15 protein-coding genes and 1 other annotated feature are annotated in these 26,521 nt (G+C 51.7%); of the genes, 14 read left to right on the forward strand and 1 reads right to left on the reverse strand.

Annotation, left to right across the window (positions count from 1 at the left end):
- The first annotated feature begins 10 nt into the window (after positions 1–10).
- The 10 genes from WMO65_RS09790 to WMO65_RS09835 all read left to right on the forward strand — a co-directional run bounded on the left by WMO65_RS09790 (position 11) and on the right by WMO65_RS09835 (position 16,777).
- The gene (locus tag WMO65_RS09790; protein ID WP_148391986.1) at positions 11–907 is read left to right on the forward strand and encodes a D-psicose 3-epimerase; all 897 of its coding nucleotides are present in this window, start codon (positions 11–13) and stop codon (positions 905–907) included.
- On the forward strand, positions 894–2,312 hold the full coding sequence (locus WMO65_RS09795; protein WP_148391985.1) for an L-fucose/L-arabinose isomerase family protein: 1,419 nt from the start codon (positions 894–896) through the stop codon (positions 2,310–2,312). The genes WMO65_RS09790 and WMO65_RS09795 overlap by 14 nt, the downstream gene beginning before the upstream one ends.
- An 11-nt stretch (positions 2,313–2,323) precedes the next feature.
- The gene (locus WMO65_RS09800; protein WP_148391984.1) at positions 2,324–5,455 is read left to right on the forward strand and encodes a glycosyl hydrolase family 2 protein; all 3,132 of its coding nucleotides are present in this window, start codon (positions 2,324–2,326) and stop codon (positions 5,453–5,455) included.
- Positions 5,456–5,484: 29 nt separating this feature from the next.
- Positions 5,485–6,987: a xylulokinase gene (locus WMO65_RS09805; RefSeq protein WP_148391983.1), complete on the forward strand. Its 1,503-nt coding sequence runs from the start codon at positions 5,485–5,487 to the stop codon at positions 6,985–6,987.
- 1 nt (position 6,988) lies between these two features.
- Entirely contained in the window at positions 6,989–7,684 is a 696-nt protein-coding gene (gene deoC / locus WMO65_RS09810) for a deoxyribose-phosphate aldolase (protein WP_148391982.1), read from the forward strand.
- 14 nt (positions 7,685–7,698) lie between these two features.
- Positions 7,699–10,251, forward strand: a complete 2,553-nt coding sequence (locus WMO65_RS09815; RefSeq protein ID WP_148391981.1) for a glycoside hydrolase family 2 protein — start codon at positions 7,699–7,701, stop codon at positions 10,249–10,251.
- Positions 10,252–10,263: 12 nt separating this feature from the next.
- A complete protein-coding gene (locus tag WMO65_RS09820) occupies positions 10,264–11,310 on the forward strand; it encodes an alcohol dehydrogenase catalytic domain-containing protein (RefSeq protein ID WP_033141234.1) in 1,047 nt (348 codons plus the stop codon).
- A gap of 44 nt (positions 11,311–11,354) precedes the next feature.
- Positions 11,355–12,323, forward strand: a complete 969-nt coding sequence (locus WMO65_RS09825; RefSeq protein ID WP_148391980.1) for an acetylxylan esterase — start codon at positions 11,355–11,357, stop codon at positions 12,321–12,323.
- Positions 12,324–12,454: 131 nt separating this feature from the next.
- Complete coding sequence (locus tag WMO65_RS09830; protein ID WP_148391979.1) at positions 12,455–14,908, forward strand: beta-mannosidase; 2,454 nt, start codon at positions 12,455–12,457, stop codon at positions 14,906–14,908.
- A 561-nt stretch (positions 14,909–15,469) separates the two neighbouring features.
- A complete protein-coding gene (locus tag WMO65_RS09835; protein ID WP_187370557.1) occupies positions 15,470–16,777 on the forward strand; it encodes a glycoside hydrolase family 140 protein in 1,308 nt (435 codons plus the stop codon).
- Here WMO65_RS09835 and WMO65_RS09840 read toward each other — a convergent pair.
- Positions 16,756–18,669 (reverse strand): DUF2961 domain-containing protein, encoded by a 1,914-nt coding sequence (locus tag WMO65_RS09840; protein ID WP_148391977.1) that lies wholly within the window; start codon positions 18,667–18,669, stop codon positions 16,756–16,758. The genes WMO65_RS09835 and WMO65_RS09840 overlap by 22 nt on opposite strands.
- Before the next feature lie 268 nt (positions 18,670–18,937).
- On the opposite strand from WMO65_RS09840, the gene WMO65_RS09845 reads away from it, so the two are divergent.
- From WMO65_RS09845 to WMO65_RS09860, 4 genes are all read left to right on the forward strand, one after another.
- The gene (locus WMO65_RS09845; protein WP_148391976.1) at positions 18,938–21,295 is read left to right on the forward strand and encodes a glycoside hydrolase family 3 protein; all 2,358 of its coding nucleotides are present in this window, start codon (positions 18,938–18,940) and stop codon (positions 21,293–21,295) included.
- Positions 21,296–21,467: 172 nt separating this feature from the next.
- Positions 21,468–21,735 (forward strand) — a binding site (T-box leader).
- 409 nt (positions 21,736–22,144) lie between these two features.
- On the forward strand, positions 22,145–23,863 hold the full coding sequence (locus WMO65_RS09850; protein ID WP_148391975.1) for a proline--tRNA ligase: 1,719 nt from the start codon (positions 22,145–22,147) through the stop codon (positions 23,861–23,863).
- 4 nt (positions 23,864–23,867) lie between these two features.
- Positions 23,868–25,304: an aminotransferase class I/II-fold pyridoxal phosphate-dependent enzyme gene (locus WMO65_RS09855; RefSeq protein WP_148391974.1), complete on the forward strand. Its 1,437-nt coding sequence runs from the start codon at positions 23,868–23,870 to the stop codon at positions 25,302–25,304.
- A 269-nt stretch (positions 25,305–25,573) separates the two neighbouring features.
- Positions 25,574–26,164, forward strand: a complete 591-nt coding sequence (locus WMO65_RS09860; protein WP_103732987.1) for a nucleoside/nucleotide kinase family protein — start codon at positions 25,574–25,576, stop codon at positions 26,162–26,164.
- Positions 26,165–26,521: the final 357 nt, after the last annotated feature.

The following is a 26,521-nucleotide window of genomic DNA, read 5'->3' on the forward strand; positions in this document are numbered from 1 at the left end:
GGATGCAGGTATGAACAAGATAGGAATTTATTTTGCCTTCTGGGAGAAGGAATGGGAGGCAGATTACTGCAGATATATTGAGAAGGCCAAAAATCTGGGCTTTGATGTGCTGGAGCTGGCGGCGGGATGCCTGCCGGACATGACAGCAGCGCAGAGAAGGGAGATTGCATCCAGGGCGGAGGATGCGGGGATTGACCTCACCTACTGTATCGGCCTTCCCCCTCAGTATGACCTGGCCTGTGAGGACGCATCTGTCAGAGCATCGGGAATCCGGTATGTGGGAGAACTGTTAAAATGTATCCGCCAGATGGGCGGTGATACGCTGGGCGGTATCATTTACTCCTGCTGGCCGGGCGGTACGGTCACATATGACTATAAGCAGAAGGCCAGAGAGAGAAGCCTGGACTCCCTGCGGGAACTGTCCCATATGGCAGAGGAATATGATATCAATTACTGCCTGGAGATCGTGAACCGTTATGAGCAATATCTGCTCAATACAGCCGCCGAGGGCGCGGACTTTGCCCGTGAGCTGGACAGCCCCAAGGTAAAGCTTCTTCTTGACTGCTTCCATATGAACATTGAGGAGGATTCCTTCTCCGAGGCCATAAAGACGGCAGGAGAGCTTCTGGGACATTTCCATATAGGGGAATGCAATCGCAAGGTTCCCGGCAGGGGACATATGGACTGGGACGATTTGATCCGGGGGTTAAGAGACATAGATTACCGGGGGAAAATCGTCATGGAACCCTTTGTGCGTCCGGGCGGACAGGTGGGAAAGGATATCAAAATATACCGTGACCAGAGCGGAGATGCTTCCGAGGCACAGATGGATGAGATGGCAGAAGAGGCATTGACATTCATCAGAGAAAAATTAAGATCAGGAGGAGATCAGGATGGAAAAAATTAAAGTTGGTCTTTTGACCATGTCAGACGGCAGGGAGTATCTGCATGAGGAATACGCACAGTTAAATATGGATTACCAGAGAGAAATCAAGGAGGCGCTGGAATCCACGGGCCTTTTCGAGGTGACAGCAGGGGATGTGCCTGTGCACAGCAATGAGGAGGCAAAAAGAGAGGCCAAGAAGCTGCAGAGGGCAGGTGTGGAGGCGACGATCTTCAATTATACGATCTGGTGTTATCCGCAGTTTACCGCAGTGGCTCTGAATTTTGCTCCGGGCCCTTATCTGCTGTTCTGCAACCTCCACCCCTCTGAGTGCGGTATGGTGGGAATGATGGCGGCAGCGGGAACCTTAGAACAGTTAAATGTAAAATTCCAGAAGCTGTGGGGTTCTATTAATGAGCCGGAGGTTCTGGGAAAGATGGTGGATTTCCTGAAGGCAGCAGCTGCTGTCAAGAGACTGAAGGGAATGACGTTCGGCAACTTCGGCGGACGTCCCCTGGGCATGTACACAGCCGTGGCGAATCTGGAGCAGTGGCAGAAAGAATTCGGGATCGATGTGGAGAATGTGGAGCAGGATGATATCATCCGGGCAGGAGAGACCGTGGAGGAGGAAAAGGTGGAGCATGCCTTTGCGTGGCTGGAATCCAATGTGGGGAGCATTGCGTATGACGGCATCGGCCTGACGCCTGAGAAGCTGAAGCTGCAGATCCGCTCCTACTACGGACTGCGGAAGATCATTGCGGACAGAGGCCTGGATTTTGTGGGCATCAAAGCGCACGGGGACCTGACAGACCGCTATATCACCATGGATATCGCGGAGGCATTCTTAAATGACCCATATGATTTTGACGGTCCCAAGGAACCCATCGTGGCTGCCACGGAGTCGGATATGGACGGCGCTCTGACCATGCAGCTATTCAAGCTGCTCACAGGGAAACCGGTCCTTTTCGCGGATGTGCGCCACTATGACAAGGAGAATGACGTGTGGTTCTTCTCCAACTCAGGCACCCATGCCACATACTTTGCAGGTGCATCCATGGATCCGGCGGAGAACTTAAAGCACGTGACCTTCTGCCCGGAGACGCATTATTATCCCGCAGGCGGCGCCAGCGTACATCATTTTGCACATGCAGGCAGGGTGACTCTTGCAAGGCTTGCCAGGAAGAACGGAAAATACGTGATGACTATTGTACCTGCCGAGATCGTGGAATTTGACAAGGAAAAGATGACTGCCATGGGAAACACCACCACCCCGGCCTGGCCGGTAGCCTTCACAAGGCTTCAGGTGACCGCGGACGAATTCCTGGAGAAGTTCCCTTGCAACCATATCCACGGTGTGTACGGGGACTGTACGGAGGCTCTGAAGCTGACAGCCAGGCTACTTAACATGGATGTACAGATATTACAATAGGAGGTGGCGCCGTGTATTTAGAGCACAGACCTGAGAAGATGCGGGAGGAGGATTTCAGGAATCCTCCGGCCCGGTTCAGGGGGACGCCGTTCTGGGCGTGGAACTGTACCCTGAAAAAGGAAAATCTGAGGAAACAGATCGGATATTTTAAAGAAATGGGAATGGGCGGTTTTCATATGCACTGCCGTACAGGTATGAATACGGAATATCTGGGTGACGAGTTCATGGACATGGTGTCAGACTGCAATGAGACGGCAAAGCAGAAGGACATGCTCTGCTGGCTCTATGATGAGGACAGGTACGCATCGGGATTCGGCGGCGGCTATGTGACAAAGGATATCCGGTACAGAGAGCGGTATCTTCTGTTTACGCCATGCAGGCAGGACGGATACGAGAAGGACAGGGAGACATTCCAGAGAAAGTGCCGTCAGGGGGAGGAACCTAAAGGATACTTTGTCATGGCATACAGGGTGCGGCTCACCATGGGATATCTGGAGGGATATGTGGCAGAGCAGGAGGAGAGTATCCGGTGCGGGGACGGGGAAACTATATGGTACGCCTACCTGACAGTTGATGAGAAATCTTCCTGGTGGAACAACCAGACCTATGTCAATACCCTGGATAAGCCTGCTCTTGACCGTTTTATCCACATCACCCATGAGCGGTATTATGAGAAAGTGGGGGCTGACTTTGGAAAGAGTATTCCTGCCATATTTACAGATGAGCCGCAGTTTGCGGAGATGGAAAACCTGAATTTTGCGGAGGAGAAAAAGCCCGTCCGCCTGCCCTTCACCGATGATTTTGATGAGAGCTTTCAGACTGCATACGGGGCTTCGCTCCTTGAACATCTGCCCGAGGTTATATGGGAAAAGGGAAAAGACACGGCGGCCACCTTCCGATATCAGTATATCAACCATCTGACAGACCGTTTTGTGGAAGCGTACGCGGCAAATGTGGGAAGTTGGTGCGAAAATCACAACCTGGCGCTGACAGGACACATGAAGGGGGAGGAGACACTCCGCTCCCAGACCGTGTTCACAGGGGAGACAATGAGGTCCCTGCGGCATTTTCATCTGCCGGGCCACGATGTGCTGTCAGACCAGCGGGATTATCCCACCGCAAAAATGGCCCAGAGTGTTTCACGGCAGTTCGGGCGTTTCGGTGCCCTGAGTGAAACATACGGGGTGACGAACTGGGATTTTGATTTCCGGGGACACAAAATGTCGGGAGACTGGCAGGCAGCCCTGGGCATTGCCGTGAGAGTGCACCATGTGAGCTGGCTCTCCATGGAGGGGGAGGCCAAGAGGGATTATCCGGCATCCATAAACTATCAGTCACCCTGGTATAAGGAATACCCCCTGATCGAAAATTATTTCGGACGTGTCAATGCGGCTCTGACAAGCGGGAGGCCACAGGTAAAAGTCGGTGTCATACATCCCGTGGAATCCTTCTGGATGACTTTCGGACCTTATGACCAGACCTACGAGAAGCAGGAAGCCCTGGAAAACCAGTACAGAGATTTGTGCGGATGGCTCACCTTCGGTCAGATGGATTTTGATTATATCAGTGAAGCGCTTCTGGCGGAAGAGACGAACTGCGCGTTTGACAGCCGGGGCTTTTGTATGGGGGAAATGCGTTATCAGGTAATCCTGGTTCCGGGCTGTATCACGTTGCGGGAGAGCACGGTGGACCGCCTTCTGGCTTTTGCCGGCAGCGGAGGCAGAGTGGTGATCCTGGGGGAAGCGCCCGTCTGCATGGACGGCGTATTCTCCGAAAAGGTAAGGGAGCTTGCCGGAAAGTGTGAGGTGCTGACCTTTGAAAAAGGGGCAGTCCTCAAATGTCTGGAACCATGGCGCGATGTGGATGTGCTTCTGGACAGCGGCGGAAGAGCGGACAATCTGGTATATCAGATGAGGCAGGATGAGGACGGCAGATGGCTGTTCCTGGCACATGGATATGAGAAAGTGCGGGATACCTTCTGGAGCATGGTGGACTGTGAGGATTACCCTTATGTGGAGAACATACACCTGCGGATACAGGGGGAATATGACCTGACGGTTTATGATGCCATGACAGGAGAGACAGAAAAACTGCAGTGTACACACCGAAACGGACAGACCAGAGCGGAATGGAGACTGGGCGTGCATGACAGCCTGCTGATCCGGCTGACTCCGGCTGCAGAGCGGCAGCAGTGCAGCGGGAACGCGGTGGAGATAAGGGAACCGTCCAGCAGGATCCGGCTGACTCAGCCTTTCGAGGTGATAAGAGAGGAGCCGAATGTGCTGCTTCTTGACAAAGCGGAATACAGGATCGACCGGGAACCATGGCAGCCGGAGGAGGATATTCTGAGGCTGGACAATATCTGCCGCAGACGTTTTGGCTATCCGCCGAAAGAGGAGGCAGGGGCGCAGCCCTGGACCGTGAAGGATGAAAAGGGATTCCCCAATGTACTCTCTCTCCGGTTTGCCGTAGATTCCCTTACCGATACATGGGCAAGCCTTGCCCTTGAGAGCCGGGACAAAACGGAGATCTATGTGAACGGCAGCCTGGTGGAAGAAGAATCTTCCGGATGGTTTACCGATGAAGCCATAGAGGTGGTGAAGATACCGCCGCTTCGCCGGGGAAGCAACACCATAGAGCTGAGGATGCCCTACGGGGAAAAGGCCAATGTGGAAAGCTGCTATCTGCTGGGGGATTTCGGGGTGGAAGTATTCGGAAAAGAAAAACGGATCATCCCGGTGCCCGAAAAGGTGGTATTCGGTGACCTGACCCGCCAAGGCATGCCCTTTTACGGAGGGAACCTTACATACCGATGTAAGTTTACAGCTCCCGGAGGCCATATGCGCCTGAGAGCCCAGTATTTCAGCGGACCGCTTCTGGGTGCTGCAGTCGATGGAAAACGTACGGGAAGTATTGCCTTTGCCCCCTATGAGGTGGATTTGGGTGATCTGGAGGCAGGGGAGCATCTGCTGGAGATCACAGCATTCGGAAACCGTTACCACACCTTTGGGCAGCTCCACAACTGCGACAGGAACTATTCCTGGTTCGCCTCCTGTTCCTGGAGGACGAAAAATGACCGCTGGAGCGATGAGTATATGCTGAAGGAGCTGGGAATCCTTGTGACCCCTGAACTAATATATTGAAGGAACCAAAATGCGGGAAAGGATGACATATGAAGTTACAGTATGCGGCCGGTATAGATATCGGAACACAGGGAACAAAGGCTGCCCTTTTTTCCCTGGACGGAAAGAAAATATCGGAGGCTTTTGAGAAGTCGAATCTTATATACGGCGGACCCGGGGAGGTCTGCCAGAACGCTGAGGATATCTATGGTTCCGTTCTGCGGACCGTAAACGCGCTGATGAAAAAGAGCGGTGTCCCGCCAAAACAGGTGGCTGCCATGGGAATCGATGCGCAGATGGCGGGCATCATGGCAGTGGATGCTGACTTTGAAGCGGTTGGCCCTTATGATTCCTGGCTGGATACCCGGTGTGAACCGTATATCCATACAATGATAAACCGGGCCGGGGATGAGGTCATACGCCGGACCGGGGGACCGGTCACTTACACACACGGCCCGAAGATATTATGGAGGAAGGCAGAAAGGCCGGCAGAATATGAGAAGGCTGCCAAGTTCGTCCTGCCCGGAGTCTTTGTGGCCGGAAAGCTGTGCGGGCTGAAGGCGGAGCAGGCGTGGATCGATTATACCCATCTGCACTTCTCCGGATTTGCGGACAACAGGAGGAAAGTCTGGGATGAGGGGCTGCTCTCGGAGTTCGGCATAGAGAAGGATAAGATGCCCCGGATCGTAAGCCCCTGGACCGAGGTGGGCAGGCTGACCGAGCAGGCGGCAAAGGCCTGCGGTCTCACAAGCGGGACAAGGGTGGTGGCCGGATGCGGGGATTCTGCGGCTTCCGCCCTGGGCGCGGGGATCGTGGAAAAGGACATGATTTATGATGTGGCCGGGACTGCTTCCATTTTTTCCTGCAGCACGGACCGCTTTACGCCGGATCTGGAGACGAAGACCATACTGTTTTCCAGGTCAGTGATAAACGGGCTTTACACGCCCCTGGCATATATCGGAGGCGGAGGACTCTGCCTGCGGTGGTTTCTGGAACAGAACGGCAGGGATTATGAATATTGGAACAAACAGGCCGAAAGGCTGGAGGCAGGCAGCGGCGGGTTATATTTCGTACCCCATTTTTCTGGCCGTACCTGTCCAAATGATCCCGGGGTGAGAGGCGCATACTGGGGGCTTTCTTTTCATCACACCGGAGCTCATATGTACCGGAGTATTATGGAGAGTATCGCATATGAATACGCGTACTATTATTCCATTTTGAAGAGGCAGAATCCACAGATCTCACCCAAGTATATTTACGGAGCCGGGGGAGGCGCCAGAAGTGCAGTCTTCAGCCAGATAAAGGCTGACGCGCTGGGGATACCTTACCGGCCCCTGCAGGAAGCGGATACGGCAGTGTACGCCAGTGCCATGCTGGCGGCTTACGGTACAGGACTGCTTCGGGATTTAAAAGCCGTCATGAAGGCGCCTCTGAGAGAAGAGGTATATCTTCCGGATAAAGAGAGATATGAGATATATCAGAAAAACAAAGAAATTTATGTAAACCTATTGGAGGCCCTGGGGGCTTTCGGAGAAAAGGAAAGAGGAGAATGACATGAAAAATAATCTTACACCACAGAAACTTGCAAAAATGATTGACCAGACACTGTTAAAAGCATATGTGAGCGACGAGGATTTCCAGGCGTTTTGCAAGGAGAGCGCAGCGTATGATTTTAAGATGGTGGCGATCAATTCAGCGCCGGTAAAAAAATGCAGGGAGTTCCTTAAAGACAGCGATGTGCATGTGGGCGCAGCCATAAGTTTTCCTCTGGGCCAGACAACCATCGAAACGAAAGTATTTGAGACAAAGACAGCAATCCGGGAAGGCGCGGATGAGATCGACTATGTAGTCAATCTTGTGGAGCTGAAGAACAGGAATCTGGACTATATCCGCAGGGAGATGGAGAGCATTGTGGAAATCTGTCGGAAAGCGGGCGTGTTATCCAAAGTGATTTTTGAAAATTGTTATCTGACCCAAGAGGAGAAGGAGATTCTCTGTAAGATCGCCCTGGAGGTAAAACCCGATTTTATCAAGACATCTACCGGATTCGGTACAGGGGGAGCCACAGCGGAGGATGTGCGTCTGATGAAATCCCTGGTCGGTGATGAGATAAGAGTAAAGGCAGCCGGAGGAATCAGGGATCTGGATACTGCCTTTACCATGATCGAGGCCGGAGCGGAACGAATCGGGACCAGTGCAGGTGTGAAGATCGTGGAGGAGCTGAGAGAACGGATTGCGGCAGAAAACTGAGAGGAGGAGAAGCGATGACTCAAAGGCTGGGAATCAGAAAATCCCTGGACGAGCTGGAGAAAGAAGCCTGGGCGCCGAAGCCGTCCATGCTGGAGACACCGGCTGTTATGACAGGGCTGAATGCGGACAGAAAAGTTGTGATAAAGGATACGGAGAACCGTGTATCCCTAAACGGCATCTGGCAGATGGTCTGGGACGGGGACGAGAGGGAGAGACTGGATCTATCGGTGCCCTGGAAGGACAGTATTCCGGCCAATGTGCCGTGCAGTGTACATACGGCCCTCTATGAAGCCGGCATCATTCCGGACCCTACGGTGGGGCTGAATGATAAAACTGCCAGGGAGTACAGCTATAAGACCTGGTGGCTGAAAAAGGAATTTTCCCGGGAAGATGGCTGCAGAGCGAATCAGTTGTACTTTGAAGGAATCTGCCATTATGCAAAAATCTGGCTGAACGGTCATTACCTGGGAGAGCACAAGGGAATGTTCGGACGCCCTGTGTTTGACGCCGCGCCTTATCTGCAGAGGGAGAACACCCTGATCGTGAAGATAGAAAACTCGCCGGCCCGGCCCCAGCCCATGTCCGAATATATGGATAACGACGAGGGGTGGCATGACGGTGTTGTCATCAACTGCGTGTATGGGTGGCATTATGCCTGCATTCCCAGCAGGGGTATATGGGCGCCCGTCGGGCTGGAGGAAAAGAAACCCTCCTGCTGCAGCGAGAAGCCCCTGGTATCCTGTGGGGATACAGATGAGGGGATTGTGGATATCTGCATGAAATTTCACGGAACAGGTGGAAAAGTGACCATCACCGGCGAGATAGAAGGAAAGAACCACAAGGGAAAAGGCGGCAGTTTTGTCTTTGGGACGGAGATCCACACGGATGGACAGGTCGTCCATCTGCAGACCAGAATCGAGGATCCAAGGCTCTGGTGGCCGGTCAATATGGGAAAACAGAATCTGTACACACTTCGTCTGTCGGTGGTGACAGAACAGGGGGAGACACAGTATTTTTATACCACTTTCGGTATGCGCACCATTGAGATGGGCCCGCTTCCGGGAGGACCATATGAGGACAAGCATAACTGGACATTTATAGTAAATGGACGCCCTGTTTTCATCAAGGGTACGAACTGGTGCACGCTGGATGTGCTTCTGCGGTTTGACAGGAATCTGTACCACAGGTTTTTAAGCCTTGCCAGGGACCAGAATATCCAACTGCTCCGTGCATGGGGCGGCGGAATGCCGGAGTCGGATCTGTTTTATGACTTGTGCGACGAATTGGGGATCATGGTCATGCAGGAGTGGCCCACCTGCTGGGACAGCCAGAAGGACCAGCCCTTTGACGAACTGGAGGAGACGGTACTGGTGCATATGCCGCGGCTGAGAAACCATCCGTCCCTGATCATGTGGTGCGGGGGAAATGAGTCTGCCAGGGCTGACGGCAGGGCCATGGATATGATGGCACGCTGTGCCTATGAGCTTGACGGCAGCAGGGGATTCCACAGGACTTCGCCGTGGGGTGGCGCCCTGCACAATTATTCCACGTACTGGGATATGCAGGATATTGATGTGAGCCTTAACCTGAGATCTCATTTTATGGGGGAATTCGGCATGGCTTCCGCGCCGAATCACAGAAGTGTGATGCGGTATCTGCCAAAAGAGGAGGCAGGACAGTGGCCGCCCAGCCGCTTTGGTTCCTTCGGGCACCACACCCCCAGATTCAACCAGCTTGAACCTGATGATATGGCGCATCTGAGTAAACGGGTGCCGGAATTCTGTGCCGGGGATACCATGGAGAGCTTTATCTGGGGAACACAGATGGCCCAGGCAACGGCGGTCCGCCATACATTGGAAGCCTACCGGTGCAGGTGGCCTGAATCCACGGGAATCTGTTACTACAAGCTGACAGATGTGTACCCGGCATGCTCCTGGTCCACAATTGATTACTACGGCGTGCCGAAGCTTTCCTATTATGCAATCAAGGACAGTTATGAGCCGCTCCACGCCTGCATTTTATTTTCATCCATGCGGATGGAGGAAGATGTGAAGCTTCCTGTATACCTGCTGGATGACGCAGACCGTCTGGATGGGAGTGCATGGAGTGTGCAGGTGAGGGCTTACGATGAAAACCTGCATGTGATCAGCGAGGCGGTGTACAGCGGAAGAGACAGCGCAAATGTAACCTATCTCGGGCACTTGCCTGTGGACAGAGCAGATGCGGGCAGCGGTCCGGTCCTGCTGACTGCAGAGGTGTATGTGGAAGGGGAAAAAGCGGACGATACTTTTTACTGGTTCAATTATCAGCAGAAACAGGGCTGTCTGCTGGCACTTCCAGGAACAACGCTCACCTGTAACGTAAAAGAGGGCCATGTCGTCATTTCCAATACCGGGGATGTTCCGGCAGTCGGAGTCACCGTGGAATGCCCTGACAGAGATACGGAATTTGTAACCGAAAGCAGTTTGTTCTGGCTGAATCCGGGGGAGGTAAAATGCATTGCCGTTTCCCATACGGACAGCCTGGTGGTCCGGGCCTGGAATGCACCGGAAGCCACGGAGAGATGAGAGGGATAGAGAATGAAAGCAATACAATTTTATGGAAAAAATGATTATGCGCTGACCGATGTGGCCAAACCGGAGATCGGGGACGGTGAGCTTCTTCTGAAAGTAAAAGCGGCAGCCATCTGCGGCAGTGACCTGCGGATGATCCAGAACGGATACCAGGGAGTGACAAAGGAGACACCACGTATCTACGGGCATGAGATATCCGGGATCATTGAACAGGCCGGGAAAGCGGTGATCGGCTATGAGCCGGGAATGACTGTGGCGATCGCTCCGAATATGGGATGCGGCACCTGTGATGCCTGTGTATCAGGCAATACCCATCTGTGCCGGGAATACCGTGCCTTTGGGATCAACATGGACGGGGGATTTGCGGAATATGTGGTGATCCCCGAGGCAGCGGTCCGCCAGGGAAATGTGGTGAAGATAGAGATCGACAGGGACATGACTTTTGAGAAGGCGGCGGTCCTGGAACCGTTATCCTGTGTATACAATGGCTTTGAGCAGGTAGGGATAAAGCCCTGTGACACAGTGCTGATCATCGGCGCCGGCCCTATCGGCATCATGCACGGTATGCTGGCAAAGATGGCCGGTGCGGCAAAGGTCATGATCACGGATCTGAATGAAAACAGGGTGGCTATATGCAGGGCGTTTGACCCGTTCTTCACCACATACGCAGGCGGAGATCTGAAGGAATTCGTCATGGAGCAGACACAGGGCCAGGGTGTTTCTGTCTGTATCACTGCGTGCCCGTCTCCCCAGGCGCAGGCACAGGCCCTGGAACTGCTGGCGGTGAACGGCAGGGTGAACTTCTTCGGCGGACTTCCCGCTGACAGGTGTGAGGTGACGATCAATACCAATCAGGTACATTATAAACAGCTTGTCCTCACAGGGAGCTGCCGTGCCAGTCTGACCCAGTACAGAAAATGCATGAAGCTGGTGCAGGCAGGTGTCCTGAATATAGATAAAATTGTTTCTGCCACATATGCTCTTGAGGAGTACGAGGAGGCCTTCGCCGCGGCAAGGGAAGGCAGGAACCTGAAAAACATATTTGTATTGTAACTATTTGGCGCGGGAAAACGCGGACCTGAATCGGGAGGACAGAGATGGGATACATAGAAGACAGGAAGAGAGAGCTGGAAAAATATCTGCCGCCCCTGACCCGGAAACCGGATTTTGATCTGTTCTGGGAGCAGTCTCTGGAAGAGAGCCGGAGGCTGCCGCTTGGACTGGAAGTGAAAAGGCTGGAGGATTATCCGGCGGAAAAGGTCCATGTGTATGACATCAGTTATCAGGGGATGGAGAATACCAGGATTCACGGCTGGTATCTGGCTCCGCGGACGGCGGGCGGGGGCAGACTTCCCTGTGTGATTCAGTATCACGGATTTTCCGGCAGCAGAGGGATGCCCTCAGACCATCTTTTCTGGACAGCGCTGGGGATGGCGGTTCTGGCTGTGGACTGCCGAGGACAGGGCGGGATCACAGCAGACCATGCCTGTTATCAGGAAGCTTATTTTGACGGGCCTGCATGCAGAGGGATCTTAGATCCCCATGAGTATTATTACCGGCATGTTTATCTGGACAGCGTCCGTGCCGTGGACGCGGCCTGCGCCATGGAGGAGACGGACAGGGACAGGATTGTGCTCCACGGAATCAGCCAGGGCGGAGCCCTTGTCATGGCAGCCGCGGCACTGGACAGCCGGCCTGCCGCAGCACTGGCGGATGTACCGGGCAACAGTGATCTGGCAGTGAGGGTGGAGGGGGAGTACGGCAGCTTTGGTGCCGCTGCCGCGTACCTCCGCAGATTTCCGCAGCATACGGATACGGCTTTCGGCACATTGAGCTACTTTGACACAATGAATCTGGCGTCCCGCATTACCTGTCCTGTCCTGTGTTCTGTATCCTTAAAGGATAAGACCTGCCCCGCAGAATGCTTTTTTGCCACTTATAACAGGATTGAATCAGATAAACAGATAGAGATCTATCCGTTCTGCGGACATGAGAATGCTTACAGCATACAGATGGAGAAAAAGCTGGTGTTTCTGCGGCATTGTAATATCATAGGTAGCTGTTAAGCACCCTCAGTTCCGGGAGGTGTTTCGCTGAGCGAAACCCGAGTCAGCCGGCGCCGGACTGCTGCAGGGATACACGGTTAAGAAACATGGCATCCGGAAGGATGGAGACAAGACTGGAGGATAAACGAAATATGAGGAGACAGGAGATTACACAGGGGTGGACGCTCCAGGTTCAGGGAGAAAAGGAGAGGATTCCCGCCCAGGTGCCGGGGTCTGTTTACTATGATCTGCTTCGCACGGGCAGGATGGAAGATCCCTTCTGGAGGGACAACGAGGATGAAGCCCTGAAATGGATGGAGAAGGATTTTGTCTATGAAACCCGGTTCACACCGGAGAGCGGACTTTTTGATACAGATGAGATCAGACTTTGTTTTGACGGTCTGGATACCATTGCAGACATTTATCTGAATGGATGCCTGCTGGGCCGGGCTGACAATATGCACCGCGCATGGGCATACTCCGTGACCGGGATGCTGCTGCGGGGAGAAAACAGTCTGAGGATTTATTTTCACAGTCCTGTTAAATATATCCGGGAGCGCTATGCGGAGTGTGTGACTATGGGATCTGAACACTGTATGGACGGGTTTCCCCAGATCAGGAAAGCACACTGCATGTTTGGCTGGGACTGGGGCCCAAGGCTTCCGGATGCGGGAATATGGAAGAATGTTTTCCTGCAGGGAGTGGAGAAGGGAAGGCTGGAATCCGTATATGTGACGCAGGAGCATGAGGAGCAGAAGGTCACACTTTATATCCGCACAGAGATCGCTTCCGCAGGAGAAACACAGGAGGACAGGGCAAAAGCACAGGAGCTTTCCTACAGGGTCACAGTCACAGACCCACAGGGAAATGTGAGGACAGAGGAGGATTCACCGGAGTGTCTGGTCATCACACAGCCGCTTCTGTGGTGGCCGAACGGATACGGGGAACAGAATCTGTATGGAATTTGTGTGCAGCTTATGGACGGCAGCCGTGAAGTTGACCGATGGGAGAAGCGGATAGGGCTTAGGACCATGACCGTGCACAGGGAGAAGGATGTATACGGCGAGAGCTTTGCCCATGAGGTAAACGGCGTGCAGATTTTTGCCATGGGCGCGGATTATATACCGGAAGACAATATTTTCGGCAGAATCACCGGGGAGAGGACCAGGAAACTGCTGGAACAGTGCCGGGCGGCTAATTATAACTGTATCCGGGTATGGGGAGGCGGATTCTATCCCCATGACGATTTTTATGATGCCTGCGATGAGCTGGGACTGGTAGTCTGGCAGGATCTGATGTTTGCCTGCGCTGTCTATGAATTGACAGAGGATTTTGATAAAAATATCAGGGCGGAGATCAGGGACAATGTGCGCCGCCTCCGCCATCATGCCAGTCTTGGACTCTGGTGCGGGAATAATGAGATGGAAATGTTTGTGGATGAGGGCCAGTGGGTGAATACGCTGAAGCAGAAGGCGGATTATATCAAGATGTACGAGTATATCATCCCGCAGGTGCTGAAGGAGGAAGACCCGCAGACCTTTTACTGGCCGGCAAGTCCGTCTTCGGGCGGAAGCTTCGACGCGCCCAATGACCCCGACCGGGGGGATGTGCATTACTGGGAGGTATGGCACGGGGATAAGCCATTTTCCGAATACCGTAAGTATTATTTCCGGTATGCCAGTGAGTTTGGATTCCAGTCTTTTCCGTGTCTGAAGACAGTGGAGGCGTTTACGCTGCCGGAGGACAGGAATATTTTTTCCTATGTGATGGATAAGCATCAGAGGAATGACGCGGCAAATGGGAAGATCATGAAGTATCTGTACCAGACCTTCCTGTATCCCACTGATTTTGATACGCTGCTGTATGCGTCCCAGCTCCTGCAGGGAGAAGCTATAAAATACGGAGTGGAGCATTTCCGAAGAAACAGGGGCAGGTGTATGGGAGCAGTGTACTGGCAGCTCAATGACTGCTGGCCGGTGGCTTCCTGGTCCTCCATTGACTATTACGGAAGGTGGAAGGCACTGCATTATTATGCCAAAAGGTTTTTTGCTCCAATCCTGCTGTCCTGCAGGGAGGAGGGGATGATGACGCAGAACACCAATGTGAATGCGCAGCCCTTTCAGATGGAGAAGAGTGTGACGTTCAATGTGTCTAATGAGACGCCGGAGGATAAAGTGGTCCGGGTCGTATGGGCTGTACGGGACCGGTTCGGCGGTATTCTGCAGAAGGAGGAGACAGAGCTTTCGGTGCCGACACTCTCCAGTGTGTGGATGGAAAAAAGGGAGCTTCCGGACATGAAAATCCGGGAAGAGTACATCAGCTATGATCTTTTTGAGGATGACCGGTGGGTATCCGGTTCCACAGTGATACTCACACTGCCGAGATTTTTCCGGTATGAAGATCCGCAGCTTACGGTGGAGTCCGGAGACGGTGAGGTCATCGTCAGGGCAAAGGCGTATGCGAAGAGTGTTGAGATTCGGAACAGGAATGAGAATCTGGTGTTGGAGGACAACTATTTTGATATGAATGCAGGGGAGAGAAGAGTGAAAGTGGTTTGCGGTGAGATAAAGGATCTGACGGTACGGAGTGTGTTTGATATTCGGTAGCGAAGGCAGCCGGCGCGATATAGAGCAGAATGTTCCATATCTGTGCATTGCGAAGCGTGTTGCTGGGCGCGCAGTGAAGGGTAACTGCTTTGGTATATTCAGAATAGAAAATGCAAATGGGTACTTGAAAAATTCAAGTACCCAGTGTATAATTGATTTAGAAGTAATCAAGAGATAATCGCTATCCATTGATTGCGCTTCGGAAAACCATAGTAATTTATAGTTACCAGCTATCCTCTACTGCCTATAGAGGATAGCTATTTTCTTTTCTGATGATTGTCTATGTATGACAGCGCAGATAGTATGACCAGAACTAAGGTAAGCACTTCAAGCGTGTTCATAATACATGTCCCCTTTCGTTTGTTCCGAAGGGGAATCATTAGATTGTCTAATATTATCCTCTGACTTAAAATCAATTATACCATTATATTTTACCATTAAAAACCAGTAAAAGCAATGTTGTTATTTGCATAAATTTAGCCGGGAATACACTGCAGATTGCCGGAATAAATCTTAAAACACATTTTAAGAAAAGAAGGAATGCTAATATGGAGGCGAAACATGAAAAAACTGAAAGTACACCATGAGAAACAGTATCTTATGTGGGAGGACGGGACTCCTTTTTTCTATTTGGGAGATACAGCCTGGGAACTGTTTCACAGACTGAACAGAGAGGAAGCGGATGAGTATCTGAGCCTGCGGGCAGCACAGGGATTTCATGTGATCCAGGCGGCAGCGCTGGCGGAGCTGGATGGAATCTATACAGGGAATGCGTATGGGGATAAGCCGCTGCCGCTTTGCAGCGGGAAGGTCTGCCTGCCGGGGACGCAGGGAGGGGCATTTCCGGAAATGGAGGACTGCGAAGCGTATTGGAGGCATGTGGACTGGATCGTACATAGAGCAGCAGAACTGGGGATGTTTATCGGGATGCTGCCCTGCTGGGGAGATAAGTGGAATAAGAAGTGGGGATGCGGGCCGGAAATCTTTAAAGATCCCGGAAGTGCTTATGATTATGGCGCCTGGATTGGGGAGCGGTATAGCAGAGAATGGAATATCATATGGATCCTGGGCGGAGACAGACCGGTGGAAAACGAGGAGCAGGAGAGCGTGACAGACGCAATGGCAGCCGGAATCAGGAGCAGAGATACAGAACATCTGATGACCTTCCATCCCTGCGGAGCGTCCTGTTCCACCGATTTTTTGCGGGATAAGTCATATATTGATTTTAACTGCTGCCAGTCCGGGCATGGACTGGAGGGCTATGAGAGCTGGAAATTCATAAGGAAGATGCAGGAGGAGGAAGAGAAACCCTGTCTTGATCTGGAACCGAGATACGAGAGTCATCCGGCCTGTTTTCAGCCCGAGTATGGTGTGTTCTGGGGAGAGCGGGAAGTAAGGCAGAATGGGTATTGGAATCTGCTTCAGGGAGCCTGCGGCTGTGTTTACGGGAACCATGCAGTGTGGTGTTTCTGCAGGGAAAAGGACCAAGGCCATCTGAAGACCTGGCGTGAAGGGCTTTTGGAGAAAGGTGCGGGACAGATGCGGTATATGGAAAAACTGCGGCTTGACAGACCGTTTTTTGAACTGCGCCCGGCACCGGAACTTGTGGAGCAGGAGGAGTGGTGCGGACAGTATATCTCTGCCGCCAGAGGAGATACATATGCTTTTTTGTATACCCCCTATGGGCAGGAGATAAAAGCCCATCTGGAAAAAATGGGAGAGGGACCGGTGCTGTGCAGCTGGTTTGACCCTGAGGATGGAACAGTTAAGAAAAAGGAAATATGGCCGCCCTGTCCGGTGGTCTTAAGACCGCCGGATGGAGGGCGGGACTGGATTGCCGTGCTGGATCAGATGCGGGCAAAGATCTGATAGCCGTATTCATTCCAGGTCACATGGTCAGGAGATAACGGGCTGCCGCAGGGCTGAGGTTCTATGGTGACAGTGATGTCCGATTTTCCGGCAAGATATCTGCGGGGAATGATGAACTCGTCTTCCAGCCATCTCTTATATGGATTATGATCCGGAAAATACCAGGGGTATTCTTCCACCGCTTCATTATCTACAGAAACGAAAGCTTTTTGGCGTCCGTACTTCTGGTCGCTGACCCGGCGGAGTATAACTGCCTGGGCGTCCGGTGGAACAGGGACAGTGAAGGAGCGTTTTTTTCGGCTGTAATGCCCGTAAAAAGTAACAGGAATATGGTCATCGTCCCCCTCAAAAAAGGAAGTCAGCGAAACGGGCACAGGGCTGTCCTCGCAGATATAATGAAAAGCTTCCAAAGTGCCGGGGTCCTGAAATTGGATCTCCCCTATTTTCTTAAGCTTTATTTCGTCTCTGCCGTAATAAAATACCATGCCGGAGTGTTCCATATACAGGTCATTGCACCCGCCGGATTCGATTCCGAAACGAAAACAGGAAGAAAAAGGATACCAGTCCCCCGGAAGGGAGCGATGCATGGACCAGTCTTTGTGTTCATGCCCGTCATAGCCGCTGGCAGGATTACACTCTTTGGGAGTCTCGAATCCCCAGCCGTAGCAGGAATAGCTTTCAGAACCGTCACTCTCAATCTGCGGTGTGCGCAGTCCGTCAAAATGGATGCGGACATCACCTTCACAGTCAGCCCTGGATTCGGGGGTCTCGCCATATGCGGTGATGATGGAGGAGATGATATGACCGTTTCCGGATACCTGTGCGATCAGGCTGTCAGCACCTTCCGTATGTTTTCGGCTGTAGTAGGGAGCCCCTCTGAAATATAGGAATCCGTTTTCCTGATAGTATGGATTCCATTCACGGGTCCAGAGAATCTCGGCAAAGGGGATTTGTACCGCCAGGTCCCCGGTATTTTTCAAGACCAGATCAGCACTGTGGGCAAAAGGCATGGGGTAAAAGTTATAATAATACCCGTCTGTATTCATGCCTGACAGCAGATACTGTACACTGTGATACCCCAGTTCATTGGAGAAAAGGCAGCCGAATGAAGCATCGAAGTCAGGGGAGGAATGTCCGTCCCAGCGTGCGCTGAGAGACAGAGTGTGTAGCTGGGAGGCGGTATACTCCCCTGTGAGAATGCGGATACCGGCTATACAGCCGCTTTCCTCACAGGTAAAAAGCGGGAACTCTTCCCCAGGCTTCAGAACCAGGTTTGTCAGTTGGCGGCGCAGGGGGGACTGCAGGCTGTGTATACAGCTTCCGGTCTGTTTCCAGAGAGCGGTCAGCCTCTGCTGTGCCGGGTCTTCTGCAGGGCTGAAAGTTTCCACGCCGTCTCCGTTTTCATAAGAGTGATAGACAACATGGCCCCAGCCGCCCTGGTTTTTACTGCGGTCACAGCCTTCCAGCCGGATACTGCTGGTGATTTTACAGCTTTTTTTATAGGGCATGGGCACAAAGCTGCGCACCACGCGGATAGGACCTCTGCCGTTGTCATAGGGGCCGATATAGCGGGAGGCAAGAGGTTCTGTAAACGGGTATTTTTCACCGAATTCCGAGTGCCGGATGGTAAAGCGGGGGGTCTCTTCCCCGTCAAAGTAAAAACGGAAAACCGGCTCCTCACAGGACGGATAGCGGTGCTGGACAAAATTATAGATACATCCGGGGCCAAGGTGTTCAAAAAGAACCCATTCACCGTCTGCATCCTGGTAGAGCGCCCAGTCCCAGTCAGCATTTCCGCCTTTTTTATCAATACTTCCCTCATAGTGGGCTCTGCAGCCTGTCTTGGGGACCGGGAGGGACTTTAAGTCTGCCATGGTTTCGTAAATATTCATATGGATATCTCCTGTCTTTTAGTGTTTTAGGATATTATAAAAAAAGGGGGGATTATCTCAATGGATAATATTAAGATTTTTCGGAAAAAAGAAAGAAATGCACTGTGAAACAAACGGAGCGGCAAGGGTGGATGGAAGAGGTTAATATCAGGAACATTTACGTCAATATAAGCTCTTGTTCCCCAGAGAATGGGGAGATAAGATAGAAAAAAGATTACGAGGAATCCCGCCCATAGAGGCGCGAGAAAAAACAGGAGGATTTTTAATTATGAAGAAATGGGCGCGTGCGCTGTATCAGCCATGCCTGCCTTTAGGCAGGAACGGACAGAGAGTGACAGGATGTGAAGAACACATTCTTTTATCCAGAAAAGCAGCAGCCGAGGGAATGGTGCTGTTAAAAAATGAAAAGAGTATCCTGCCCTTTGAGAAGGGGACCAGACTGGCATTATTCGGAAAAGGCAGTGTGGATTATGTAAAAGGAGGCGGAGGCAGCGGTGATGTGACTACCGCTTATGTGCGCAGTCTCCAGGATGGTCTTGAGATAAAGGAAGAAGAGGGAAAGGTACAGGTACTGGCGTCTCTCGGCAAATTCTACAGGGAAAATGTAAGTGCACAGTATGCCGGCGGGATTCAGCCGGGTATGACTGCAGAGCCGGAGATTCCCTGTGATCTGCTTGAGAAAGCCAAAGCATGGGCGGATGTGGCTGTAATATCCATCTGCCGGTTTTCCGGCGAAGGCTGGGACCGGAAAGGGATTCCGGGAGATGGAGATTTTTATCTTACCCGGGAAGAGCAGAACATGGTGGATACAGTGACTGCCAATTTTGAAAAGGTTGTTGTTGTGCTGAACGTGGGCGGTATGGTGGATACCTCCTGGTTTTGTGATTCTGAAAAGATACAGGGAGTTCTCCTTGCATGGCAGGGAGGCATGGAGGGCGGACTGGCAGCGGCGGATCTGCTGTGCGGGGACGTAAACCCATCCGGAAAGCTGACAGATACCTTTGCCCGTACATTTGATGACTACCCATCTTCTGCAGGTTTCAACGAATCCGAGGATTATGTGGATTACACAGAGGACATCTATGTGGGATACCGGTATTTTGAAACGATTCCGGGCGCTGCCGAGAAGGTAAATTATCCCTTTGGATACGGACTCTCCTACACGGAGTTTGCCATTGAGCCGCTTCGGGCAGGGGAAGAAGATGGGACCATTTGTGTGGATGTGAGAGTTACCAATATGGGAAGCAGGGCCGGAAAAGAGGTAGTACAGCTTTATTACCGGGCACCTCAGGGTGTTCTGGGAAAACCGCTTGAAGTGCTGGGGGCATTTGCAAAGACAGAGCTTTTGGGAGCCGGGCAGTCCCAGGTGCTCAGACTGAAAATGCCGGTCAATGCCATGGCTTCGTATGATGATCTGGGAAAGATCCAGGCATCTGCTTATGTGCTGGAGGCCGGAAATTACAGCTTCAGAATCGGAAACTCTGTGAGAAATACAGTAAAACTGGACTATGAATACCAGGCAGCGCAGACGGTTGTGACAGAGCAGCTCGAAAGAAAATGCGCGCCGGCTGCCCTTAAATTACGCCTGTTGGCAGACGGGTCCTACGAGGAACTTCCGCAGGGCGGAGACGGATATGAGAAGAACCGTCTGGTTCCTCAGGATATTGATACGCTGGAAGGAGTGGAACCCGATGTACAGGGAATCTCGTATCAGGAGAAAAAAGAATGGCGAAATGCGGACAGGATCACCCTTGAAGGTGTAGCGGAAGGGAAGGCAGATTTACGCCGGCTTCTGGCACAGCTCAGCGACAGGGAATTAGCCGGGCTGCTGGGCGGTCAGGTAAATACAGGTACTGCCAATACATATGGAATGGGCAATCTTCCGGCATATGGAATTCCCAATATCATGACTGCGGACGGCCCGGCAGGACTGAGAATCAGGGAGGAGTGCGGTGTCTATACGACGGCATGGCCCTGCGCCACACTGCTGGCCTGTACCTGGAATCCGGAGATAGTATTTGAGGCAGGGGCAGCAGGAGCGGCTGAAGTGAAGGAAAATAATATCGGTGTCTGGCTTACCCCGGCTATGAATATACACAGAAGTCCCCTGTGCGGAAGAAACTTTGAATATTATTCCGAGGACCCGCTGGTATCAGGAAAAATGGGAGCAGCTATGATCAGGGGCATCCAGTCTCAGCATATCGGGGCGTCCATGAAACATTTCTGCTGCAATAATAAGGAGACTAACAGGAAGGACAGCGATTCCAGGGTGTCGGAGAGGGCGCTCAGGGAAATCTATCTGAAAGGATTCGAGATTGCGGTAAAGGAAGCCCAGCCCTGGACAGTGATGACATCCTATAATCTGATGAATGGATATCCCACTTCCTGTAACCCGGAACTGCTTAACGGAATCCTCAGAGAAGAATGGGGCTTCGAGGGAATGGTGACTACGGACTGGTGGAATCACGCGGAGCATTATCTGGAAGTAAAGGCCGGGGGAGATATCAAGATGGGATGCGGTTATCCTGACAGGATTCTGGAGGCTAAGGAGAAGGGATTCGTGAGCAGGGAAGAGATGGAGAAGTGCGCGGAGAGGATATTGGGGATGATATTGAAAGTGGATTAAATATTCTGGACGGGACTGTGTACTTGCTGATTTGGAATTTTGATGCCATCGGCCTGAATATACCCTGCGGGACAGGAACGTGTAAATGGTAATCACAGGCGGCTTTTAGCAGCGGTTTTGTTTTTAATATCGTTGACATGGATGCGGTTTTGTGATAAGATTCGGAATCAAGAGAAAGGCGTTGAGAAGAGATAGTAAGCGTGTCTGGACGTTGCAGAGAGAAGCCGGGTGGTGCGAGGCTTTATGGAGGGGCGCTGAACCGGTCTTTGAGCTGCAGGCTGAAAGGTGACGAGTAGGTTATGACGGGTATCCTCCGTTATGGGGATGGAGTATCGGATGGCTGATGATCTTTGGATGGATGGCGTCCTGTACTTGGAGAGAGCAGAATGGAAATTCTGAATTCAGGTGGTAACACGGATATTTGAGTATTCGCCCTGAACTGGCTTAGCTGGTTCAGGGTTTTTGTTTTTTCTGCCGCTCGCTGTCCCATCGGTTCCGGGCAACGTGGTGTGTTGCGTTTGTATGCAGCCGAATTCTACACCGAGGGTATTTCGTCCGCCTGAGACGAACAATGGGTTGTACGGCTCAGACGGACGAAATACCCTCGGTGTAGCTTCGGAATGCATACGGCACTGCAACACACCACGTTGCCCGGAACCGATGGGACAGCGGCGGCAGAAAAAAGCACTTCGTGCAGGGTGAGGGCGGGAGGTTGTTTTATGTGAGCAAGCGATAATTCCATTGTTAGATGCAATTCAGGATGGATTTTGCCTTTAGATGTGAGGGGTGCTGAATAGTTGGTAGATTTAGATATATGAAATAAAAAAATGTGAATGGAGGAAGAGTGTTATGAAGATGGAGAAAGTTGTGGGGGAAAGGTTTCGGGAGAGGCCGGCGGATTGTGTGATCGACAGCCATGCTTTGATGGTGAGAGGCGGGTATATGAAGTATGTGGGGAATGGGATTTATTCGCAGTTTGGGCCGTTGAGGAGGATCTGCAGGAAGATTGAGGGGATTATTCGGGAGGAAATGGATGGGATTGATGGGCAGGAGGTGCAGTTTCCTGTTGTTATGCCGGCCTCGCTTTGGGAGGAGTCGGGGAGATATGAGAGTGTGGGGAGTGAGCTGCTGCGGTTTTCGGATAGGAATGGGAGTAAGATGGTACTGGGGATGACGCATGAGGAGGCTTCGGTGCAGTTGGTGCGGGAGTATGGAAAGAGTTATGCTAAGTATCCTTTTATGATTTATCAGATCCAGACAAAGTTCAGGGATGAGGCAAGGCCGAGGGCAGGGCTGATCCGGGTGAGAGAGTTTACAATGAAGGATGCTTACTCATTCCATACTTCTCAGGAGGACCTGGAGGAATATTATCAGAAGTGTTATCATGCTTATGAGAGGATTTTTGCAAGGGCCGGGATTCCGGAGACGATTGCCGTGGCTTCGGATTCGGGGATGATGGGCGGCAGTCTGTCTCATGAATTTATGCTGCTGACTCCTGTGGGGGAGGACTCTGTTGCGGTCTGCCCGGAATGCGGGTTCAGGGCTAATGTGGAGATGGCTGAGAGTATTGTTGAGAATCCGCAGGATGATGTGCAGGAGGAACTGAAACTGGTGTACACACCGGATATTCATACGATTGAGGATGTGTGCGGATTTTTGGGGATGCCTGAGGAGAAATCCTGTAAGGCTGTGGTGTATCAGAAGAATTCGGATGACAAGTTTGTGGTGCTGTTTATCCGCGGGGATCTGGATGTGAATGAGACAAAGGTTACCAATTTCCTGAAAAGTGAGATTCGTCCGGCGGAAATAACGGAGGAATCCGGACTGCATCCCGGATTTATCGGGCCCTATGATCTTCAGGGGGATTTTACGGTGCTCTATGACAGGTCTTTGCAGGGGGGAATGAATCTCTCCTGCGGCGGTAATGTGGAGGAACATCATTATACAGGACTTTGTATGGAAAGGGACTGCCCGCAGGCGGAGTATCATGATTTTGCCAAAATTTCAGAGGGCGGCGTGTGTCCCGGATGCGGTAAGCATACGATTCAGGTGTGCAGAGGTATTGAGGTGGGAAATATTTTTCAGCTCGGTACAAAGTATACGGAGAGTATGGGGATGCAGTATCTGGATAAAGATGGGAAGGAAAAGTATCCTTTGATGGGGTGTTATGGGATAGGGATCGGAAGGCTGGCAGCCTCCGTGTGTGAAGCACATCATGATGAGTACGGGCCAATCTGGCCTATGGCCATTGCTCCCTGGCAGGTGCATCTGTGCTGTGTAAGGCCGGATAATGAGGAAGTGAAAGCATTTGCGGATAAGCTGTATGAAGACCTTCAGAGGCAGGGCGTGGAGGTGCTCTATGATGACAGGAAAGTGAGCGCCGGGGTTATGTTCTCAGATGCGGATCTTATGGGTGTGCCTGTGCGTGTGATCGTCAGCCCGAGAAATATGAAAGAAGGGTGCTGCGAGATCGTGACAAGGGATAAAAATGTTCAGAAGAAAGCGGCGCTTCAGGATGTTAAAAAGGAGATTGCAGTGCTGATTGAGGAATTGTCTGGGAAAGGATGAGAAAATGGAACAGCAGAAGTGGCTGGATGAGGCTTTATATGAATATGGAAGAAAGGATTACTATCCATTTCACATGCCGGGGCATAAACGGGAATTTTGTCCGGGGACGCTGAAAAACCCTTATTTGGTTGACATAACTGAGATAGACGGGTTTGACAATCTGCATCACGCCGAAGGGATTCTGCTGGAGGCTCAGCAGCGGGCTGCCTCTCTTTACGGGGCGCGTGAGACATGGTATCTGGTAAATGGCAGCACGTCGGGAATTTTGGCCGCTGTGTCCGCATGTACGTCCAGAGGCGGTGAGATACTGATGGCAAGAAACTGTCACAAGGCAGTTTATCACGCGGCTTATCTGAGAGGACTGACAACACATTATCTCTTTCCGGAGGCCGAAAAAAGTGTGGGATTGAACGGTGGAATTTCGCCTGAGGCTGTCAGGGAGATGCTGGAGAGGTATCCCGGCACAGAGGCAGTGCTTATCACGTCTCCTACTTATGACGGAGTGGTGTCTGATGTGAAGAGGATTGCGAAGATTGCTCATGCATTTCATGTGCCTTTGATCGTGGACGAGGCACATGGGGCGCATTTTCCGTTTTCGGAATATTTTCCGGAATCCGCGCTTGCATGTGGGGCGGATGTGGTGATTCATAGTTTACATAAAACCCTGCCATCGCTGACGCAGACCGCGCTTCTGCACAGGAACAGTGAGAGAGTGAGTGAGGAAAAGCTCAGGCGTTTTCTGGGGATTTATCAGAGCAGCAGTCCGTCTTATCTGTTTATGGCCGGGATGGATGCGTGCGTAAGGCTGATCCGGGAAAAGGGGAAGGAGCTATTTGCGGGCTATACAGAGAGGCTTAAAACCTGCAGGGGGAGACTGGCGGCCCTTAAGAATCTGCATTTGGTGAGTAAGGATGAGATTTTGGGACGGGGGTTTGTGTATGACCTGGATGAATCAAAGATTCTGATCTCTACGGCAGATGCGGAAATGGATGGGGCAAAACTCCATGAAATTTTGCTGGAACGGTATCATCTGCAGATGGAGATGGCGGCAAGCCAGTATGTGATCGCACTCACCAGCGTAATGGATACAGAGGACGGGTTTGGCAGGCTGGAGCAGGCGCTTCTGGATATTGATCGTGAAACGGAGAGAACAGAAGCAGCGAGGGATGAGTTTTGCACCTATATTTCCGGCGAGGTATGCACATCTATAGCGGAGGCTGTGGAAGGAGACCAAGAGGAAATCGACCTGTCGGACAGTGAGGGAAGGATTTCTTCGGAATATGCGTATCTGTATCCGCCCGGAATCCCGTTTCTGGTTCCGGGAGAGAGAATCAGCAAAGATGTATTGCGGCAGATTTGTATTTGGAAGGAACAGGGTCTGGACATTCAGGGCTTAAATGACTATACTCTAAAGAAGATTCACGTGTTAAAAGATGTTTGAAAGTAACGATTCGGCAGGTCTGCGCATCTACTGCGCTGCCCTTAAGAAAACACTTTGCAGCGAAGCAAAAATTCTATTGCCAAAGGTGAATATGCATGGATTTTTGCCTGTAACGGTGAAGATATTGAACAGTTACGTTTGAAAATCCATTTCTGCAGTCCGTGTACCAGCCGGGGAAGGTGTCCCATGGTTGAAGGAATGATAAGATGAAGGCATACTCTTTGAAATTGCCGGGCGGGGGTGGAAATAAGAGACAGAGGAACAAAAGAATGGGCAGAATTTTTTATATTATGGGTAAAAGCTCTTCCGGTAAAGATACCATTTACAGCAGACTTCTCCGTGACAAGGAGTTTGGTTTAAAGAATGTTTTGTTATATACAACACGTCCGGTCCGACAGGGGGAGGCTGATGGGAGAGAGTACCACTTTGTGGATGAGGAGCGTTTCAGACAGTTTATGGATGAGGGAAAGGTGATCGAGTACAGGACTTATGAGACTGTGCACGGCCCCTGGACTTATTTTACGGCGGATGACGGGCAGGTGGATCTGAAGGCGCGCAGTTATCTGGCAATCGGGACGCTGGAGTCCTATGAGAATATGAAGAGATATTTTGGGGAGGAAAATGTCTGCCCCATTTATGTGGAGGTGGAGGATGGGGAGCGCCTAAAACGGGCCCTCGCCAGGGAAGAATTGCAGGAGAAGCCCCGTTATGCGGAAATGTGCCGGCGTTTTTTGGCTGACACAGAAGATTTCTCGGAGGAGAACCTGGAAAGAGCGGGAATCAAAAGGCGTTTTCAGAACGTGGAGCTGGAAAGCTGTATGGAAGAAATCCGGGAGTATATCCGCAGCCGAAGCGTCTGATATCCATTCCGGGCACGGACAGCGGCTGTTTGTACATTATCTGGAAGGTCCCGGAGTTTTTGATGCTTTGCGGGGCAAGGAAGCCTGGGACCTGTATCAGGTTATCTGTAAAGCAGGGAGAAACCGCGGTGGTGTCTCCAAAATTACCGGCGAAAACCCAAGACAACATTCAAATTATCTGTAAAGTAAGCAGAAACAGTGGCCGGGCCGCTCCGAATTGCCGACGAAAGTCCAAACAGTTCACACAACCACAGTATTCGGGAGTGGACACCAACCGGGGATGAAATAATAGAAAAGTAAGAACACCAGACGTTGCAGGACCCGGAAAACCTGTGCTATAATGATAGAAACGAGCCG

Origin of the sequence: Blautia caccae, from assembly GCF_040095955.1 — a bacterium.
Lineage (GTDB): Bacteria > Bacillota > Clostridia > Lachnospirales > Lachnospiraceae > Blautia > Blautia celeris.

Excerpts from the sequence above, each read along its gene's own strand:
- WMO65_RS09825 (WP_148391980.1), top strand. The coding sequence starts at position 11,355 with ATGGGATACATAGAAGACAGGAAGAGAGAGCTGGAAAAATATCTGCCG.
- WMO65_RS09855 (WP_148391974.1), top strand. The coding sequence starts at position 23,868 with ATGGAACAGCAGAAGTGGCTGGATGAGGCTTTATATGAATATGGAAGA.
- WMO65_RS09790 (WP_148391986.1), top strand. The coding sequence starts at position 11 with ATGAACAAGATAGGAATTTATTTTGCCTTCTGGGAGAAGGAATGGGAG.
- WMO65_RS09815 (WP_148391981.1), top strand. The coding sequence starts at position 7,699 with ATGACTCAAAGGCTGGGAATCAGAAAATCCCTGGACGAGCTGGAGAAA.
- WMO65_RS09845 (WP_148391976.1), top strand. The coding sequence starts at position 18,938 with ATGAAGAAATGGGCGCGTGCGCTGTATCAGCCATGCCTGCCTTTAGGC.
- deoC (WP_148391982.1), top strand. The coding sequence starts at position 6,989 with ATGAAAAATAATCTTACACCACAGAAACTTGCAAAAATGATTGACCAG.
- WMO65_RS09840 (WP_148391977.1), bottom strand. The coding sequence starts at position 18,669 with ATGAATATTTACGAAACCATGGCAGACTTAAAGTCCCTCCCGGTCCCC.
- WMO65_RS09795 (WP_148391985.1), top strand. The coding sequence starts at position 894 with ATGGAAAAAATTAAAGTTGGTCTTTTGACCATGTCAGACGGCAGGGAG.
- WMO65_RS09835 (WP_187370557.1), top strand. The coding sequence starts at position 15,470 with ATGAAAAAACTGAAAGTACACCATGAGAAACAGTATCTTATGTGGGAG.
- WMO65_RS09830 (WP_148391979.1), top strand. The coding sequence starts at position 12,455 with ATGAGGAGACAGGAGATTACACAGGGGTGGACGCTCCAGGTTCAGGGA.
- WMO65_RS09820 (WP_033141234.1), top strand. The coding sequence starts at position 10,264 with ATGAAAGCAATACAATTTTATGGAAAAAATGATTATGCGCTGACCGAT.
- WMO65_RS09860 (WP_103732987.1), top strand. The coding sequence starts at position 25,574 with ATGGGCAGAATTTTTTATATTATGGGTAAAAGCTCTTCCGGTAAAGAT.
- WMO65_RS09805 (WP_148391983.1), top strand. The coding sequence starts at position 5,485 with ATGAAGTTACAGTATGCGGCCGGTATAGATATCGGAACACAGGGAACA.
- WMO65_RS09850 (WP_148391975.1), top strand. The coding sequence starts at position 22,145 with ATGAAGATGGAGAAAGTTGTGGGGGAAAGGTTTCGGGAGAGGCCGGCG.